Source organism: Burkholderia mycopellens (genome assembly GCF_964265025.1).
Lineage (GTDB): Bacteria > Pseudomonadota > Gammaproteobacteria > Burkholderiales > Burkholderiaceae > Burkholderia.
In genome coordinates, this window is sequence record NZ_OZ183803.1 from 1,858,905 (window position 1) to 1,876,221 (window position 17,317).

Below are 17,317 nucleotides of genomic sequence, written 5' to 3' on the forward strand. Positions count from 1 at the left end.
ATGGCGCCACGAAGCGGTTCGCCGGACCGATCGGCATCCTGAAGAGATCACATGCCCAAACGGCGCCAGCCGTGCATGCGGCCAGGCCGCGCGCCGCCGCTTCATCATCCGCCCTCGCGCATCGTGAACACCGTTCGCACCAGGCTGCTCGTGTCGTCCCAATGCGCGCCGACGTCCGCCAGCGGCACGGCCCGCGTCTCGATTGCCAAGGCCGCCGGCCCGGCCGCGTCGAATACGCCGCGCACCGAAGCCAGCAGGCGCGGCAGCGGCACACTGCCGAGGCCGCTGCCCATCAGCTCGATGGCCGTCGCCCGCAGCACCGCGCCCGGCAACAGCACGTCCGCACCGCCGATCGAGCCGATCTGCACGAAACGCAGCCGGCGCCCATCGGGCGTCGCCTTCGCCGCAGCCACCAGCAATACCTGCGCGCTGCTCCCCCACAGATAGTCGAGCACGACATCCACGCCCGCGCGGAAATGCGGCTCGAGCGCCCGCGCCAGATGTGCGTCGTCCTGTTGCAGCGACACGACGGCATCCGCACCCGCGCCGAGCAAGGCCTGCAGCGCGGCCGCGTTGCGGCCGGTCGCGATCACCTTCGCGGCGCCGAGATACTTCGCGATTCGCACCGCCAGCCGCCCCGACGTACCGGTCGCACCGTTGACGAGCACCGTCTCGCCCGCGACGAGCCGCGCACGCTCGGTCAACGCGGCCCACGACGACATGCCGGGAATCGCGATCGCCGCGGCCGTCACGTCGTCGAGCGCGTCGGGCAACGGCACGCATCGCGTATCGGGTACGACCGTGCGCTCGGCCATCGCGCCGAACGGTGCGGGCGGGCCGAAGAAATAGACGCGTTGCCCGTCGTCGCGACGGCCCACGCCGTCGACCCCGACGACGAACGGATAACGCCCGTCCGACGAGTAATGTGTACCGGACGCACGCGCCTGCGCGATCCGGCTCAGCGCGGACGCCGTCACGTCGATCAGGCGGTGCCCCGGCATCTCACGCGGTGCTTCGAATGCCATCTGGACGGGACGCTTGCCGGCGCCCGTCACGACTGCTGCCTTCATGGTTGCTCCTTGAATCAGGGATCTCGGTCGACGGTGCCGATGCGCGTCATCGCGCATCGAGCCACGCACGCAGCGCCGGGTCGCGCACTTCCAGCACGTCGAACAGGCCAAGTGCGCGCAACGCGGGCAACGCGTCGATCGTGTCGGCTTCCGCGCGCGCCCGATCGGCCGGCGCGGCGTTCGTGTCGGTCAGCACCCGCGCGTTCACCAGGAACGCGCCGACGGTGCCCTTGCGGATCGTCGTTCCGTCGGCCTCGATACGGTCGGCATGGTCGGGAAGCATCTGTTCGGCTCGCATCGTGTCTTACTCCGGTTGTCATCGATGGACCCAGTGTAGGCGTGCCAATTCGGCCGATCTCCGGTATAACGGCCATTCGATACCGATATCCGGCCATGTCCGATCCACTCCTGCCCGCCCGATTCGTCACGTCCGACGACGGCCCGTTCGTCGTCGCTGCGGTCCTGTCGCAACGCGACCCGCGCGTGACGCCCTCCCATTCGCATGCGCGCGGCCAGCTCGTCGGCGCGCTGAGCGGACTGCTGACGATCGGGCTCGACGACCAGGACTGGGTCGTGCCAGCGATCCACGCGATCTGGATTCCGCCGCATTGCCGGCATTCGCTGCGCTCGTTCGGGCCGATTTCCGGCTGGTCGGCGTTCGTTGCCGAAGCGCGCTGCGCGGCGCTGCCGGATACGCCGCGCGCGATCCGCACGACGCCGCTGCTGCGGGAGGCCGTGCAGCGCGCGGCCAGTTGGGGTGATGCGGCGCTGGATGCCGCGCGGACGCGGATCGCCGATGTGATCCTCGATGAAATCGCGTCATCGGAAGTCGAGGCGCTGGGGCTGGTGCGGCCGCAGGACCCGCGGCTGATGAGGATCACCGATGCGCTTGCCGCGGATCTCGCGGACAACCGGCGGCTGGAGGAATGGGCCGAATGGGCCGGCATCGGCGCCCGGACCATGAGCCGCCGCTTCGTCGCGGAGACGGGGCTGACGTTCGCGCAGTGGCGTCAGCAGGCCAGGCTACTGCGGGCGCTCGAGAGAATTGCCGACGGTGTACCGGTCACGACGATCGCGCTAGATCTCGGGTACGACAATGTGAGCGCGTTCATCGACATGTTCCGGCGCGCGTTGGGGACGACGCCGGGGAGGTATATGGAAACAGGGCGGCGTGGAGAGGAATAAGCGCGGCGATCTGCAGACATGAAACCGCCGTGCGGAAGGCAGGCGTCCATTAGACAGAAAACGCCAGTCGCCGCCACGGGCTCAATACGTCCCGTCCCCCTTCTTCGCGGCCTCGCCCCCCTTCCCCTTGAACTGCGCAGCCAACCGCTCCGCACTTCTCGCCAGCAGCGTCGTGTCCACACCGACCGCAACGAACAACGCCCCCGCCTCCAGATAGCGCCGCGCGGCCGCCTCATCCGCGCTCAGAATGCCCGGCGCCTTGCCGGCCGCCTTGATCGTCCGGATCGCGCCGTCGATTGCCGCCTGCACATCCGGATGCCCCGGATTGCCGAGATGCCCGAGATCGGCGGCCAGATCCGCCGGCCCGATGAACACGCCATCGACGCCCTCGACCCGCGCAATCGCCTCGATCGCCTCGAGCCCCGCCCGCGTCTCGACCTGCACGAGCACGGCCATCTCGTCGTTCGCGCGATGCAGGTAGTCACCGACGCGATTCCAGCGCGACGCACGCGCCAGCGCACTGCCCACGCCGCGAATCCCGTGCGGCGGATAACGCGTTGCAGCCACCGCCGCGCGCGCTTCATTCGCGCTTTGCACCATCGGCACGAGCAACGTCTGCGCGCCAAGGTCGAGCACCTGCTTGACGATCACCGGATCGTTCCACGGCACGCGCACGACCGGATGCGACGGATACGGCGCGATCGCCTGCAGTTGCGCGAGGATCGTCGGCACCGTGTTCGGCGCATGCTCGCCGTCGATCAGCAGCCAGTCGAAACCGGCACCCGCAACCACCTCGGCGCTGTACGGATTCGCGAGCCCGAGCCACAGCCCGACCTGCGCGTCTGCGCGTGCAAGCGCGGCCTTGAACACATTCGAAGGAATCTGCATCGTCCGCTCACCTCATTCGAAGTAGCACTGGATCGTCCCGAGCGGACCGTAGTCGACGCTGAACGTGTCGCCTGGACGCGCCGCGCACGGCCGCGTGAACGAGCCGCCGAGCACGATCTGCCCTGGCTCCAGCGCGACGTCGAAGCGCGCCAGCCGGTTCGCGAGCCACGCGACGCCATTCGCCGGATGGTTCAGCACGCCGGCCGCGACGCCCGTTTCCTCGACCACGCCGTTGCGCGACATGATCGCCGCGACCCAGCGCAGGTCGACGTCCTGCGGCTTCACGGGCCGCCCGCCGATCACGACGCCCGCGTTCGCCGCGTTGTCGGCGATCGTGTCGAACACCTTGCGCGGCCGCTTCGTGTCGGGGTCGATCGACTGGCTGCGCGCATCGATGATCTCGAGCGCCGGCACCACGTAGTCGACCGCGTCATACACGTCGAAGATCGTGCAGTGCGGGCCCGTGAGCCGCTTGCCGAGCACGAACGCGAGTTCGACCTCGACGCGCGGCACGATGAAGCGCGCGGTCGGGATCGTGCCGCCGTCGTCGAAGAACATGTCATCGAGCAGCGCGCCGTAGTCGGGCTCGTCGATCTGCGACGTGTTCTGCATCGCCTTCGACGTGAGGCCGATCTTGTGGCCCTTCAGCGTACGGCCTTCCGCGAGCTTCATGGCCACCCACGTGCGCTGGATCGCATACGCGTCGTCGATCGTGATGTCGGGATGGTCGAGCGAGATCTGGCGGATCTGCGTGCGCTCGCGCTCGGCGTCGTGCAGACGCCGGGCGAGCTGGTCGATGATGGCGGGTTCGAGCATGGTCGGATCGGGAATGGGGTTCAGCCGGCCCGCTTGTAGCGGGCGTGAATGTTGTTGTGCTTGTACGAGCCGCTTTCGCTGAACTCGGTCAATTCCATCGACAGCGCAAGGTAGCGCTTCGCGTACAGCTCCGCGAAATGCGACTTGATTGCGCCGAACAGCGCGTCGCACGCGGCCTGTTTCTGCTCGTCGGTGCGCCCCGAGCCGATCTTGAGCGTCACGTGGACGAACGCGTCGTCTTCCGTGCCGTCGGCCACGCAATAGTCCTGCAGTTCGATCGCGCGCGAGCGGATGCCGCCCGTCGGGAACACGCCGCCCTGCGCGATCAGCGTGGCGTTGATCGTGCGCAGCAGCGCGGGAATGCGTGCGTCGTCGCGAATGTTCGCGGTGTACTCGACGACGATATGGGGCATGGCCAGTCTCCTGTCGAATGCGTGGCGAGGTACTCAGGACAACGGAAAGATCGCATTGATCTGCCCGGTTCCCGAGCTCGCGAAATAGTCGGTGACGATCTCGACGGGCTTGTCGTAGCGATCCCAGCCGAGCAAGCCGAGCAGCATCGCCGTATCGTGCATCCCGCCTTCGCCGTGGCAATGCGTGTTGTACTCGGGCAGCATCGCGCAGAAGGTCTTGAAATCGCCCTGCTTCCACAGCTCGACCACGCGCAGGTCGACCTGCCGGAAGAATTCGCGGCTGATCTCGTGGATCGATTCCTCGGGGCTGCCGTTGTCGTTGAAGCGGTGCGACAGCGAACCGCTCGCGAGAAACGCGACGTTCGCATCGCTCTTCTCGATCGCTTCGAGCAGCGCCTCGCCGAAGCGCCGGCTTTCGTCGAGCGTGTGCCACATGCACCAGCCGGCGATCGACACGACCTTGAAGTGCTGGTCGGCGTTCATGTAGCGCATCGGCACGAGCGTGCCGTATTCGAGTTCGAGGCTGTCGATCTCGTGCGCGCGGGTCGCGATCCCGCGCGCGGTGGCCGTCTCGGCGATCAGCCGGCCGAGCGCCGGGTTGCCCGGATACGCGTACTGCATGTCGCGGATGAAATGCGGCAGCTCGTTGCTCGTGTACGTGCCGGAGAACCGGGCATTGCAGTTCACGTGATAGCCGGCGTTGACGAGCCAGTGCACGTCCGACACGACGATCGTGTCGACGCCGAGCGCGCGGCAGCGCTCGCCGATCAATTGATGGCCGCGGATCGCCGCCTCGCGGCAGCCGTGATGCCTGCCGGGCAACTCCGACAGGTACATCGACGGCACGTGCGTGATTTTCGCGGCGAGGGACAGTTTGCCCATCGTTCAAGTCTCCGTATGGTTCTTTCGTGCTCCAGACGACCCGCGCCCGTTACACGCCCCAGCGCGGAATGTGGTGCGAACCCATCGAGATGCACACGTTCTTGATCTCCGCGAACACCTCGAAACTGTACTCGCCGCCCTCGCGTCCGGTGCCCGATTCCTTCACGCCGCCAAACGGCTGGCGCAGGTCGCGCACGTTCTGGCTGTTCACGAACACCATCCCGGCCTCGATGCCGCGCGCGAGGCGATGCACCTTGCCGACGTCCTGCGTCCAGATGTACGAAGCAAGGCCGTACGACGTGTCGTTCGCGAGCCGCAGCCCTTCTTCCTCGTCCTCGAACGGAATCAGGCACGCGACCGGCCCGAAGATCTCTTCCTGCGCGACGCGCATCCGGTTGTCGACGTCGGCCAACACGGTCGGCCGCACGAAGTTGCCGTTGCGCAGATGGTCGGGCAGCCCCGCCGGCTTGTCCGCGCCGCCCGCGACCACGCGCGCGCCTTCCTGCTCGCCGATGCGGATATAGCCCGTCACCTTCTCCCAATGCTGGCGCGTGATCATCGCGCCGAGGTTCGTGGCCGGATCGGACGGATCGCCGACCACCAGGTTGTTCGCGCGGCGCGCGAATTCCTGCACGAAACGGTCGTAGATCGTGCGCTGCACGAAGATCCGCGAGCCGGCCGTGCAGCGTTCGCCATTGATCGAGAAGATCGTGAACAGCGATGCATCGAGCGCGCGGTCGAAATCGGCATCGTCGAAGATCAGCACCGGCGACTTGCCGCCCAACTCCATCGAATACTTCTTGAGACCGGCACGCTCCATGATCCGCTTGCCGGTGACGGTGCCGCCGGTGAACGACACCGCGCGCACATCCGGATGGCGCACCAGCGCATCGCCGGCCGTCGCGCCATAGCCCTGCACGACGTTGAGCACGCCCGGCGGAATGCCGGCTTCGAGCGCGAGGCGGCCGAGCTGGTCGGCCGTCAGCGGCGACAGTTCCGACATCTTCAGCACGGCCGTGTTGCCGAGCGCCAGGCACGGCGCCGTCTTCCAGGTCGCGGTCATGAACGGCACGTTCCACGGCGACACCAGCGCGCACACGCCGACCGGCTGGTACAGCGTGTAGTTCAGCATCTGGTCGTCGACCGGATAGCTGCGGCCGTTCATCTGCACGCACACTTCCGCGAAGAAGTTGAAGTTCTCGGACGCGCGCGGAATCAGCTGCTTGCTCGTCTGCGCGATCGGCAGGCCGGTGTCCTGCGTCTCCAGCGCCGCGAGCATCGGCACGTTCTTCTCGATCAGCTCGCCGAGCTTGCGCATCAGCTTCGCGCGCTCCTTGGCGGGCGTGTTCGCCCATTTCGGGAACGCTGCCTTCGCGGCGCGCACGGCCGCGTCGACTTCGGCCTCGCCGCCCGATGCGACGTCGGTGATGACATCGCCCGTCGCGGGATTCAGCGTCGTGAACGTCTCGCGGCTTTCGACTTCGCGGCCGTCGATCCAGTGCTTGATGGTCATGCTCTCTCCTTGGGCGACGGGCTCAGCCGGCGCGATAGTAGTCTGCTTCGCCGACGATCGTGTTCACGAGCCGGCCAATCCCTTCGATCTCGGTCACGACCTCGTCGCCCGGCTTCGTGTCCGCCAGCCCCTCGGGCGTGCCGGTCAGGATCAGGTCGCCCGGCGAGAGCGTCATGAAGCCGCTGATGTGCTCGATCAACGCCGGTACGTCGAAGATCAGGTCGCGCGTGCTGCCGCGCTGCGTCTCCCGGCCGTTTACCGTCGTGCGCAGGGTCAGGTCGCCGGCATCGCCGATCTCGTCGCGGCTGACGAACCACGGCCCGAGCGGCGTACAGGTGTCGCGGTTCTTCACGCGCAGGTTCGGGCGGTAGTAGTTCTCGAGATAATCGCGGATCGCGTAGTCGTTCGCGACCGTATAGCCGGCCACGTAGTCGAGCGCCTGCGCGCGGCCCACGTTGCGCGCGGGCCGGCCGATCACGACGGCCAGCTCGCACTCGTAGTGCATGTGGGCGGCATCCGCCGGGCGCACGGTGCGCGACCGGTGGCCGATGAACGTGTTCGGCCCCTTCAGGAAGATCAGCGGCTCGCTCGGCGCCTTGAACGCGAGTTCCTTCGCGTGGTCGGCGTAGTTGAGGCCGAGCGCGAACGTCGTGCGCGGCGCGACGGGCGGCAGCCACTCCACCCCGTCCTCGGCAACGACTCGCCCCGTATCGAGGCGGATCGCGCCGTCGCCGGCCGGTTCGGCCGCATGCAGTGCGCCGTTGTAGATCACGCGCGCCGTCTTCATCGTGTTTCCTCCGCAATCAGCGTGTGCCGCAACGTGCCGATGCCGGCGGCGGCGATCTCGATCGTGCTGCCCGCGCGGGCATGCGGTGCGCCGCCCGCGACGCCGAGCAGCAGGACATCGCCCGCGTCGAACGACATGAAGGCCGTCACGTCGGCGATCAACTCGCGCACGGAGCGAATCAGCGTGGCCGTCGAGGCGGACACGACCACCTCGCCGTCGATCCGCACGGTCAGGGCGATCGCGTCGACCTCGCCCAGCGCGGCGGCCGGCACGATGGCCGGGCCCAGCGGGCAGAAACCATCACGGCACTTGAAGCGCACGGCCGGACGGTAGTAATCGGGATGCGGCACCGACACGTCGCTCGCGAGCGTGAAGCCGTGAAGGTAGTCGAGCGCCTGCGCGGCCGGCACGCGCGTCGCGCGGCGGGCGAACACGACGGCCACCGACGCGCCGATCTCCAGCGCGTCGATGCCGGCCGGCACGACGACGGCCGCGCCGTCGCCCGCATGCGTGTTGGCGGGCTTGATGTACAGGATCGGCGCCTGCGGCGGGCGGCCGTATGGCGGCGCGTTCACGGCATCGCCGAGCGCGTCGAGCGCCGCGCGCTCGTTGAGCAGCGCACCGTAGACGGTACCGATGGCGACCGGCAACGGCGGCGCCGCGGCGGTCGTGCAAGACAGCTCCATGCGTCATTCCCCTGCCGCGCGTCGCGGCGCATCGTCAATAGTTAATATCTTAAGTAAACAATCTCGCGCGGGCAACCTCGATTACCCTGATACGCGAAATTCACTCCCTGCGGCTGTTAAGATTGATGCGTCCCCGTCCACTGCCCAACCCGATGAACCGTACGCTCGACCATCGCAACCTGGCCATGCTCCTGCTCGAGGCTCGCGAAACGCTGATGGGTCTGTTCCGCCCCATTCTCAAGGAATTCGCGCTGACCGAACAGCAATGGCGGATCATCCGCGTGCTCGACGGCGAACCGGCGCAAGCGCTCGAAGCGGGACAGATCGCGCGGCGCTGCTGCATCCTGAGCCCGAGCCTCACGGGCGTGCTGGAACGTATGGAGCGCGACGGGCTGATCACGCGCACGCGCGCGCAGGAAGATCAGCGCCGGCTGCTGGTCAGCCTGACGCCGCAAAGCAGGAAACTGGTCACGGAAATCGGCCCGCGGATCGACGAGCAGTATCGGCAGCTCGAATCGCGGTTCGGCCAGGACGGCCTCGAAGACATCTATCGCGCGCTCGACCGACTCATCGAGCTCGGCGGCAACACGTGATGACGGCTCCCGCTCCCGCCGGGCGCGGGAACGGGAGCTGGTGCGCTACTGGCAATATCAGTGCACCGCGCCGCGCATCAGGTCGGTCACGGCCATGCCGCGCGACGTGCGCATACATTCCTCGACGTAATCGATGAACGGCAGCGGCTCGAAATCGATTTCGTCGCGCACGCGGCGGTTGTCGAACACGCGATCGACCGTCGCGAATTCGCCGCAGCGCTTCAGTGCGCGGCCGATCACGCGTTCGAGTGCCGGATCGGTCCGCCCGAGCACATCGCGCACCACAAGCGGCAACTCGGCTGGCGCACACGCCGCGTAGCGCGGCGCGCCCGTCATCCCCGCCGCCTCGTCCATCGCACGCACGATCTGTGCGACCTGCGGCGCCTCGTCGCCGGCCGACACGTGATACAGGTCGTGCGCGAGCGTCGGCTTGACGGCCAGCAGCATCGTCGCGCGCGCCACGTCGTCCACCGACACGATGTCGATGCGCGTCATCGGCCGCGCCGTGAAGCGGCGCGCGGCATGCGCCAGCCGGAACATCCAGAACGAGTTCGGCGCGGGCCGCGTACCGAGCACCGTGTGGCCGACCACATGCGACGGCCGCACCACGACGAGCGGCAGCCCGAGCGCGCGCAGACGATGCTCGGTCTCCGCCTTCGCGTGCAGGTAGTCCGCCGCCAGCACGGCGCCCGGCAAGCCTTCCTCGTCGCCCGCGACGTCGTTCGTCACGCCGCCCGCGGCCGCTTCCTGCACGATCCCGCCGCGGCCCGCATGCGCGTAGGCCGTGCCGACATACACGAAGCGCTGCAGTCGCGGGGCCCGAGCGAAGCGTTCGGCGAAGCGCACCGCATCGGCGATGTCGGCCCGCAGGTGCGCGCCGTCAGCCGGCGACGCATGGCCCGCGCAATGAATCACGTGCGTCGCGGCGGCGAGGCGCGACGCGTCGGCGCCCTGCCACACGTCGCCGAGCGCACCGACGATCACGTTCGCATCGGTCAGGCGCGACGCCCAGTAGGGCGCCAGCCCCGCGCGCAGCGCCGCTTCGCGCAGCCGCGCGACGGCGTGGCCGCGGTCCTGCGCCCGTACGACGCAGACGACGCGGTCGAGCAGCCCCGCGTTGACCAGCGCCGTCAGTACGGTACTGCCGATGAAGCCGGTTGCGCCGGTCAGCACCAGGCGCCCGACGTTCGCCGCCGCGACCGGTGCGCTGGCCGGCGACACGAGGCTCGTCCGCCAGTTGAGCGACAGCGCGGTTTTCCAGATCAGCACGATAGTCTCCTTCGAAGAGTCGGCCGGGCATCGCGCGGCCCGCGGTTGCAGGCTGCGCACGGCTCACCGGCCGGGCCGGGCCCTGACGCGCGCCCCGGCAGTCCCGATCGGGCGCGCGGCCCGCGATCGCGTCGATCGCGTCTCTGGCTCGAGGCGGCGGCAGCCGCCGAGGACGGGCGTCCGCGGCACAGGATCGGAAAGATCCCAGTGTGGGGCTCGACCGCAGGCAAGTCTGTTCCGAAAGTTTCGTGAAAGTGTGCCGATTTGTATGGGATTGTCGGAGTCTGTCGTACTGGCCGCGCCGTCAAAGCGCCGCAACATCCGGTCGGGACGCCTTCCGACGGTGCGGCGCCGCCCCGGATCGGCCCGGTTTGCGCAGCCGGACACGCGCGACAGATCGACGCGCCTCGCGGCCCGGTCATCCCATGTCGTGATGATCGGCCCGGCCCCCGTCGGCGCCGCGATCGCCGGTACGCGTGTGTTTGCGCGCGCCGCCGGAATCATCGCGAATCGTCAGACGTCGTTCCATCTGAAACCGCAATGAACTCGATACGGATTTATTGCGGTTTATCACTTGCGTTTCACACCAGTCTATCTAGACTGATCAAGTCAAAACGGTCGAATGTGTCATTTTTTAGGAGACGATCACAATGCGCCTCACCATTCGGATTAATGGCAGCGAATCGGCAACCCGGCAATCCTTCGCGGTACTGTGGGTCGATACCGACGAGGGACTGTGGTCGCGCGAGGCACATCAGGGCCTGGATCTGCCGACCTGGGGCAAGGTCCGCGACGTCGAGGGCGCAATGGCGCTCTGCGCGGCCGACGGCGGGAATGCCTTGTGCCAGTTGAAGGGACTGTCGTTCGATGCGACGCAGCGCGAACAGGGTCCCGCGGTACTCGCCGGCAATCACCCCGGCGCGTGGCGGCTGCAGGCCGTCGATCGCTGCACGAGCGAGCCGGAATACCGGGAATTCATTTCTGTCGCCCGATAGAAATAATCGATTTAATTCGTCTGCGGTTTTCGGGTTTATTCCAGCTTCAGTGATATTCATTTCGATATTCAGCATTACCGGCGCCCCGTTTCGGGGCGTTTTTAATTTTCCGGTTTAAAGAAATAACCGCGAGCCGGTCAATTGATCGCACACCGGGGATGGTCGGCATCGACCGTATTGAATATTGCCGCCCCCGGATCGACCCGCAGCGAATCGCCCCACTCTTCATTGCCTCCGCACCGGTGAGGTTCCGCTTCCGCCCCACCTTCCCTTCGTCCCTTTTTTGCCCCGAGCCGGAGGGCCAATGCCGGTTATTTCTCGGGGCCGGAACACAGTTTCCTCACACGGCGTTTACTCATTTATTACAATCGCATATCCAGACTGACCAGCCGCCTTTCGGCGGCCCGACCCGGCCATTGCATGAGCGTGAAAAAGAAGACCCACCCCGCCGATCCGTACGCGGCCGCGACCAAGAATCCGATGCTTGCATCGCGCCTGCCGATGTGGCGCTCGAAGCTGATCGTGATCGTCGTGTTCGTCGCGTTCGCCGCGCTGATCGGCCGCGCCTTCTGGGTGCAGGTCGCGAACAAAGCGTTCTACGTCGGCCAGGGCCAGAAACGCTACCAGCGCACGATCGAGCTCGACGCGACGCGTGGGCGCATCGTCGACCGCAACGGCGCGATGCTCGCCGTCAGCCTGTTGACCTATGAAATCTGGGCGAACCCGAAACAGGTCGCCGACACCGACTACCCGCAGATCTCGAAGCTGCTCGACATGCCGCTCGTCGAGGTCAAGCGGCGCCTCGGCAACGACAAGACGTTCGTGCTGCTCAAGCGGCAGGTCGACGCGGACACCGCGGGCAAGCTCGACAAGCTCGCGATCGACGGCATCACGCAGATCGCCGATTCGAAGCGCTTCTACCCGGAAGGCGAATCGGCCGCGCACGTGGTCGGCTTCACGAACGTCGAGGACAACGGCCAGGAAGGCGTCGAACTCGCGGCAAATGCGCGCCTGGTGGGTACGTCCGGGCAGCGCGAGGTGATTCGCGACCGGCTCGGCCGCATCGTGTCGGACACGCGCCCGCTCGTCCCGGCGCAGCACGGCGCGACGATCGAACTGACGATCGACCGCCGCATCCAGCAGCTCGCGTTCAGCCAGCTCAAGGCGGCCGTGATCGAGAACAACGCGGTGGCCGGCAGCGTCGTGGTGCTCGATGCGCAGAACGGCGAAATCCTCGCGCTGGCGAACTACCCGACCTTCGACCCGAACGACCGCGCGCGCCTCACCGGCCAGCAGTTGCGCAACCGCGCGGTGATCGACACCTTCGAACCGGGCTCGACGATCAAGCCGCTCGTCGTCGCGCTGTCGATCGACGAGCGCAAGGTCACGCCGAACACGATCATCAACACGTCGCCGGGCAGCTACAAGATCGGCCCGGCCGTGATCCACGACACGTCGAACCATGGCTCGCTGACGGTCGCGCAGGCGCTGCAGAAGTCGAGCAACGTCGCGCTCGCGAAGCTCGCGCTGAACCTGCCCGCCGAAACGATCTGGAACAAATACCAGGAATACGGGATCGGCCGCGCGCCGGAACTGACGTTCCCCGGTGTCGCGTCGGGCCGGCTGCGCGGCTACAAGCGCTGGCGGCCGATCGAGCAGGCGACGATGGCATACGGCTACGGCCTGTCGATGTCGCTGCTGCAGATCGCGCAAACCTACACGGCCTATGCGGGCGACGGCACGCTGCACCCGGTGTCGCTGCTGAAGAACGGCACCGACCAGCAGACGATCGACGCGCATCGCGGCCACCGCGTGACGTCGCCGCAGACAGCCGCGGCGATCCGCTCGATGCTCGAGATGGCGGTCGGCGAAGGCGGCACGGGGCGCCGCGCACGCGTCGACGGCTACCGGATCGGCGGCAAGACGGGCACCGCGCGCAAGCAGGTCGGCGCGACCTATGCGAAGGGCAAGTACCGCGCGCTGTTCGCGGGGATGGCGCCGATGAGCAACCCGCGCCTGATCGTCGCGGTGATGATCGACGAGCCGCGCGGCAAGGGCTATTACGGCGGCACGGTGGCCGGCCCGGTGTTCGCGTCGGTCACGAGCGGTTCGCTGCAGTTGCTCGGCGTGCCGCCTGATGCGCCGGTCGAGCCCGAGAAGGCGCCGCCTGCGAAGGCCCTTGCGCCGCAGAAGACGGTGGCCGCGCCGAAAGCGGCGGCGACGCAGGCAAAGACGGCGGCAGCGCCGAAAACCGCCGCGCCGTCGAGAGCGCCGGCGCAAGCCAACACGGCGGCGGGGTGATCGACGCAGCCCGCGCGGCGGGTCGCCCCGCCCCCCGGCGCGCGTCATGCCCCGACAACCTCGTCGCCTCCTCGCCCCTCCCCGCCATCGGGTCTGTCCCACTTTCTAGGAACGCCGCGCATCATTTGAGCGTTCCCGCTGCCTCCTTCTACAATTTTTCCGTGCGTCGGGCAACCCGGCCCGCATGCGCGACGACGACAAAGGAGAGAGACGCATGCGATTCCACTGGAAGACGCTCGCACTGGCCATGGCGAGCGCGGCGCTGGTCGGCGGGGTGCCCGCCCATGCCGCCGACCCCGCCGACGTGAAAATCGGCTTCCTCGTCAAACAGCCGGACGATCCGTGGTTCCAGGACGAATGGCGCTTCGCCGACCAGGCGGCGAAGGAAAAGCACTTCACGCTGATCAAGATCGCGACGCCGAGCGGTGAAAAGGTATCGACCGCGCTCGACAGCCTCGCCGCGCAAAAGGCACAGGGCGTGATCATCTGCGCCCCCGACGTGAAGCTCGGCCCCGGCATCGCGGCGAAAGCGAAGCGCGCGGGGATCAAGCTGATGTCGGTCGACGACCAGCTCGTCGACGGCCGCGGCGCGCCGCTCCAGGGCGTGCCGCACATGGGGATCTCCGCGTACAAGATCGGCCAGCAGGTCGGCCAGGCAATCGCGGACGAGACGAAGCGGCGCGGCTGGAATCCGGCCGAGGTCGGCATCATCCGGATCGCGTACGACCAGTTGCCGACCGCGAAAGCGCGCACGACCGGCGCGGTGGACGCGCTCAAGGCCGCCGGTTTCCCGGCCGCGAACGTGATCGACGCCCCCGAAATGACCGCCGACACCGAAGGCGCGTTCAACGCGGCGAACATCGCGCTCACCAAGCATGCGAATTTCAAGCGCTGGGTGGCGTTCGGCTCGAACGACGACACGACGGTCGGCGCGGTACGCGCCGCCGAGGGGCGCGGCATCGGCGCCGACGCGATGGTCGCGGTCGGCATCAACGGCAGCCAGGTTGCGCTCAACGAATTCGCGAAGCCGAAGCCGACGGGCTTCTACGGCTCGATCCTGCTGAATCCGCGCCAGCACGGCTACCAGACGAGCGTCAACATGTATGACTGGATCACGAAGAACCAGGCGCCGCAGCCGCTCGTGCTGACCTCCGGCACGCTGATCACGCGCGACAACGAAAAGCAGGCGCGCGCCGCGCTCGGTCTGTGAGCCAGCCCAAGGAGCCGACATGACACGCACCACGCTCGTCACGGGCGCCGCCGGCGGCATCGGCCAGGCGCTGTGCCGCACCTTCCTCGCGGCCGGCGACCGCGTGCTCGCGCTCGATCGCGACCGCGCGGCGCTCGACCGCTTCCTCGATACGCTCGGCGACGCGCGCGCGGCACCGCTCGTCGACGACCTCACCGACGCCGAGCGGCTGCGTTCCCTGCTCGAATCGCAGCCGCCGGTCGACGTGCTCGTCGCGAACGCGGGCACGGCGGCGTCGACCACGCTGCGCGACACGACGCCCGCCACCTGGCGCACGGATCTCGACGCGAACCTGACGGCCACCTACATGAGCGTCGAAGCCGTGCTGCCCGGCATGCGCGCACGCGGGCGCGGCGCGATCGCGATCATCGGTTCGGTCAACGGCGTGCATGCGCTCGGGCATCCGGCGTACAGCGCGGCGAAGGCCGGGCTGATCAGCTACACGAAATCGCTCGCGATCGAATTCGGCCGCGACGGCGTGCGCGCGAACATCGTGCTGCCGGGCACCGTGAAGACACCTGCCTGGGAAGCGCGCGTGGCGCGCAACCCGCAGGTGTTCGAGGCATTGAGGAAGTGGTATCCGCTCGACGATTTCGCGACGCCCGACGACGTCGCGCAGGCTGCGCTGTTCCTGTGCTCGCCGGCCGCGCGGATCATCACCGGTGTCGCGCTGCCCGTCGATGGCGGCCTGCTGGCCGGCAACCGCGTGATGGCGCAGGAACTGACGCTCGAGACGTTCTACTGATCGTGAAGCGGTGCCCGGGGCCGGCGGCCGCCCGCGCCGTCTCGCCCCAACCGGTGCGCGGCGCGATGCCGCGCGCCGTCAATGCGCAGCGGCCGCAGCCGGCTTCGTCATCCTGCCGAGCACGTGCTCGGTCATCCCGCGCGCGAGTTCGGTCTCGCCCATGAACACGGTGCCGATGCCCTCGTGCGACAACAGCGCGGCCTCGTCGCCGCTGTTCGTGCACAGCACGACCTCGAGCGCCGGGTTCAGCGTGCGCGAGATCTCGACGATCTGCCGCACGTCGAACACGTCGGGCAGCGTGACGACCAGCATCCCGGCGCGCGCGATATGCGCCTGCACGAGCACGATCGGCTCGATCGCATCGCCCGACACGGCGGCAACGCCTTCCGCGCGCAGCTTCTCGACGAGCTCGCGATTCTGCTCGACGACGACATACGCGATGCCGCGCTCGTCCAGCGCGTGCGCGATCCGCGTGCCGACCTTGCCGTAGCCGACGATCACGACCTGCCCGGTGAGGTGCGTCTGCGGCGTCGACATCGGCAGCGCGGCGAGCGGATCGTCGCGCGCCTCGAGCTTGCGCGCGAACGCCGAATGCTTGCGGATCCACGCGAGCGCCGGATCGATCATCGCGAACAGCAGCGTGTTCATCGCGATCGAGATCAGCGCGACCGCCAGAATCAGGCTCTGCCCCTCGGCCGACAGCAGCCCGAGCGCGCGGCCGAGCCCTGCAAGGATGAACGAGAACTCGCCGATCTGCGCGAGACCCGCGCCGACCGTCAGCGCGGTGTTCAGCGGATAGCGGAACGCGATCACGAGCGCGACCGCCGCGAGCGTCTTGCCGATCACCACGATCGCCGCGACCTCGATCACGTGCAGCGGCTCCGCGAGCAGGATCTTCGGATCGAACAGCATCCCGACCGAGATGAAGAACAGCACCGAGAACGCGTCGCGCAGCGGCAGCGTCTCGTCGGCTGCGCGCCGGCTGAACTCCGACTCGCGCATCATCATGCCGGCGAAGAACGCGCCGAGCGCGAACGACACGTCGAACAGCTTCGCCGCACCGAACGCGATGCCCACCGCGGCCGCGATCATGCACAGCGTGAACAGCTCGCGCGAGCCGGTGCGCGCGACGAGCCACAGAATGCGCGGAAACACACGCTTGCCGACCACCAGCATCAGCGCGATGAACGCCGCGACCTTCAGCATCGTGACGCCGAGCGTGCCCCACACGCTGCCGCCGGCCGCGTGCGCGTCGCCGGGCGGCGTGCCGCCGAGCAGCCCCGCGACGGGCGGCAGCAGCACCAACACGAGCACCATCACGAGATCCTCGACGACGAGCCAGCCGACCGCAATGCGCCCGTTGACCGTCTCGACCAGCCCGCGCCCTTCGAGCGCACGCAGCAGCACGACGGTACTCGCGACCGACAGCGCGAGCCCGAACACGAGCGCCGCCCCGACGCTCCAGCCCCAGGTGAGCGCGAGCCCGCCGCCGAGCAGCGTGGCCACCGTAATCTGGACGATTGCGCCCGGCAGCGCGATCTTGCGCACCGCGAGCAGGTCGCCGAGCGAGAAATGCAGGCCAACGCCGAACATCAGCAGCATCACGCCGACTTCGGCGAGCTGCTGCGCGAGCGACAGGTCGCCGACGAAGCCGGGCGTGCCGGGGCCAATCACGATCCCGGCGAGCAGATAGCCGACGAGCGGCGGCATTTTCAACAGCGACGCGAAATAACCGAAGACCATCGCGAGACCGAAACCGGCCGCGAGCAATGCAATCAGGCTGACGTCATGAGGCATCCCCCCTCCCGAGTTCTTGTAACTGTTTAGTAAGGTTCAAGAATGAAAGGATAAGGGATGAGGCGGACAAATGGCGTGCCCCCGCGAAAAATTCACGCGGCGGCGCGCTCCCGCGGGGTGCAACCCCG

General features: G+C 67.9%; 17 protein-coding genes. 6 read left to right on the plus strand and 11 right to left on the minus strand.

What is annotated here, in order from left to right:
- Positions 1-104: 104 nt before the first annotated feature.
- On the minus strand, positions 105-1,070 hold the full coding sequence (locus ACPTTC_RS26630; protein ID WP_423394599.1) for a quinone oxidoreductase family protein: 966 nt from the start codon (positions 1,068-1,070) through the stop codon (positions 105-107).
- A 46-nt stretch (positions 1,071-1,116) separates the two neighbouring features.
- Positions 1,117-1,368, minus strand: coding sequence for a hypothetical protein (locus ACPTTC_RS26635; RefSeq protein WP_175950445.1), 252 nt, complete (start codon positions 1,366-1,368; stop codon positions 1,117-1,119).
- Between the two features lie 95 nt (positions 1,369-1,463).
- Between ACPTTC_RS26635 and ACPTTC_RS26640 the strand changes: the two genes are divergently transcribed.
- Positions 1,464-2,255: an AraC family transcriptional regulator gene (locus ACPTTC_RS26640; RefSeq protein ID WP_423394600.1), complete on the plus strand. Its 792-nt coding sequence runs from the start codon at positions 1,464-1,466 to the stop codon at positions 2,253-2,255.
- Between the two features lie 81 nt (positions 2,256-2,336).
- Here the strand turns inward: ACPTTC_RS26640 and hpaI are convergent, their stop codons facing one another.
- From hpaI to ACPTTC_RS26675, 7 genes are read right to left on the minus strand one after another with little or no spacing between them, the layout of a single operon-like run.
- A complete protein-coding gene (gene hpaI / locus ACPTTC_RS26645; RefSeq protein WP_423394601.1) occupies positions 2,337-3,143 on the minus strand; it encodes a 4-hydroxy-2-oxoheptanedioate aldolase in 807 nt (268 codons plus the stop codon).
- Positions 3,144-3,155: 12 nt separating this feature from the next.
- Positions 3,156-3,959 (minus strand): 2-oxo-hept-4-ene-1,7-dioate hydratase, encoded by an 804-nt coding sequence (gene hpaH / locus ACPTTC_RS26650; RefSeq protein WP_423394602.1) that lies wholly within the window; start codon positions 3,957-3,959, stop codon positions 3,156-3,158.
- A gap of 20 nt (positions 3,960-3,979) precedes the next feature.
- Entirely contained in the window at positions 3,980-4,372 is a 393-nt protein-coding gene (locus ACPTTC_RS26655; RefSeq protein WP_423394603.1) for a 5-carboxymethyl-2-hydroxymuconate Delta-isomerase, read from the minus strand.
- A gap of 33 nt (positions 4,373-4,405) precedes the next feature.
- Positions 4,406-5,254 carry a 3,4-dihydroxyphenylacetate 2,3-dioxygenase gene (hpaD, locus tag ACPTTC_RS26660; RefSeq protein WP_423394604.1) on the minus strand — a complete coding sequence of 283 codons (849 nt, stop codon included), beginning with the start codon at positions 5,252-5,254 and terminating at the stop codon, positions 4,406-4,408.
- Between the two features lie 49 nt (positions 5,255-5,303).
- Positions 5,304-6,767, minus strand: a complete 1,464-nt coding sequence (gene hpaE / locus ACPTTC_RS26665) for a 5-carboxymethyl-2-hydroxymuconate semialdehyde dehydrogenase (protein ID WP_423394605.1) — start codon at positions 6,765-6,767, stop codon at positions 5,304-5,306.
- Positions 6,768-6,789: 22 nt separating this feature from the next.
- Entirely contained in the window at positions 6,790-7,554 is a 765-nt protein-coding gene (locus tag ACPTTC_RS26670) for a fumarylacetoacetate hydrolase family protein (RefSeq protein WP_423394606.1), read from the minus strand.
- On the minus strand, positions 7,551-8,240 hold the full coding sequence (locus tag ACPTTC_RS26675) for a fumarylacetoacetate hydrolase family protein (protein WP_423394607.1): 690 nt from the start codon (positions 8,238-8,240) through the stop codon (positions 7,551-7,553). The genes ACPTTC_RS26670 and ACPTTC_RS26675 overlap by 4 nt, the downstream gene beginning before the upstream one ends.
- Positions 8,241-8,392: 152 nt before the next feature.
- On the opposite strand from ACPTTC_RS26675, the gene hpaR reads away from it, so the two are divergent.
- Positions 8,393-8,833, plus strand: coding sequence for a homoprotocatechuate degradation operon regulator HpaR (gene hpaR / locus ACPTTC_RS26680; RefSeq protein WP_039356885.1), 441 nt, complete (start codon positions 8,393-8,395; stop codon positions 8,831-8,833).
- Positions 8,834-8,890: 57 nt separating this feature from the next.
- On the opposite strand, the gene ACPTTC_RS26685 is transcribed toward hpaR, so the two are convergent.
- Positions 8,891-10,102 (minus strand): SDR family oxidoreductase, encoded by a 1,212-nt coding sequence (locus tag ACPTTC_RS26685; protein ID WP_423394608.1) that lies wholly within the window; start codon positions 10,100-10,102, stop codon positions 8,891-8,893.
- Between the two features lie 650 nt (positions 10,103-10,752).
- Between ACPTTC_RS26685 and ACPTTC_RS26690 the strand changes: the two genes are divergently transcribed.
- From ACPTTC_RS26690 to ACPTTC_RS26705, 4 genes are all read left to right on the plus strand, one after another.
- The gene (locus ACPTTC_RS26690) at positions 10,753-11,097 is read left to right on the plus strand and encodes a DUF3564 family protein (protein ID WP_175950456.1); all 345 of its coding nucleotides are present in this window, start codon (positions 10,753-10,755) and stop codon (positions 11,095-11,097) included.
- A gap of 420 nt (positions 11,098-11,517) precedes the next feature.
- The gene (locus tag ACPTTC_RS26695) at positions 11,518-13,398 is read left to right on the plus strand and encodes a peptidoglycan D,D-transpeptidase FtsI family protein (RefSeq protein ID WP_423394609.1); all 1,881 of its coding nucleotides are present in this window, start codon (positions 11,518-11,520) and stop codon (positions 13,396-13,398) included.
- A gap of 214 nt (positions 13,399-13,612) precedes the next feature.
- On the plus strand, positions 13,613-14,608 hold the full coding sequence (locus tag ACPTTC_RS26700; RefSeq protein WP_423394610.1) for an arabinose ABC transporter substrate-binding protein: 996 nt from the start codon (positions 13,613-13,615) through the stop codon (positions 14,606-14,608).
- A gap of 19 nt (positions 14,609-14,627) precedes the next feature.
- Complete coding sequence (locus ACPTTC_RS26705; protein WP_423394611.1) at positions 14,628-15,392, plus strand: SDR family oxidoreductase; 765 nt, start codon at positions 14,628-14,630, stop codon at positions 15,390-15,392.
- A gap of 78 nt (positions 15,393-15,470) precedes the next feature.
- Here the strand turns inward: ACPTTC_RS26705 and ACPTTC_RS26710 are convergent, their stop codons facing one another.
- Positions 15,471-17,189 (minus strand): cation:proton antiporter, encoded by a 1,719-nt coding sequence (locus ACPTTC_RS26710; RefSeq protein WP_423394612.1) that lies wholly within the window; start codon positions 17,187-17,189, stop codon positions 15,471-15,473.
- Positions 17,190-17,317 lie beyond the last annotated feature (128 nt).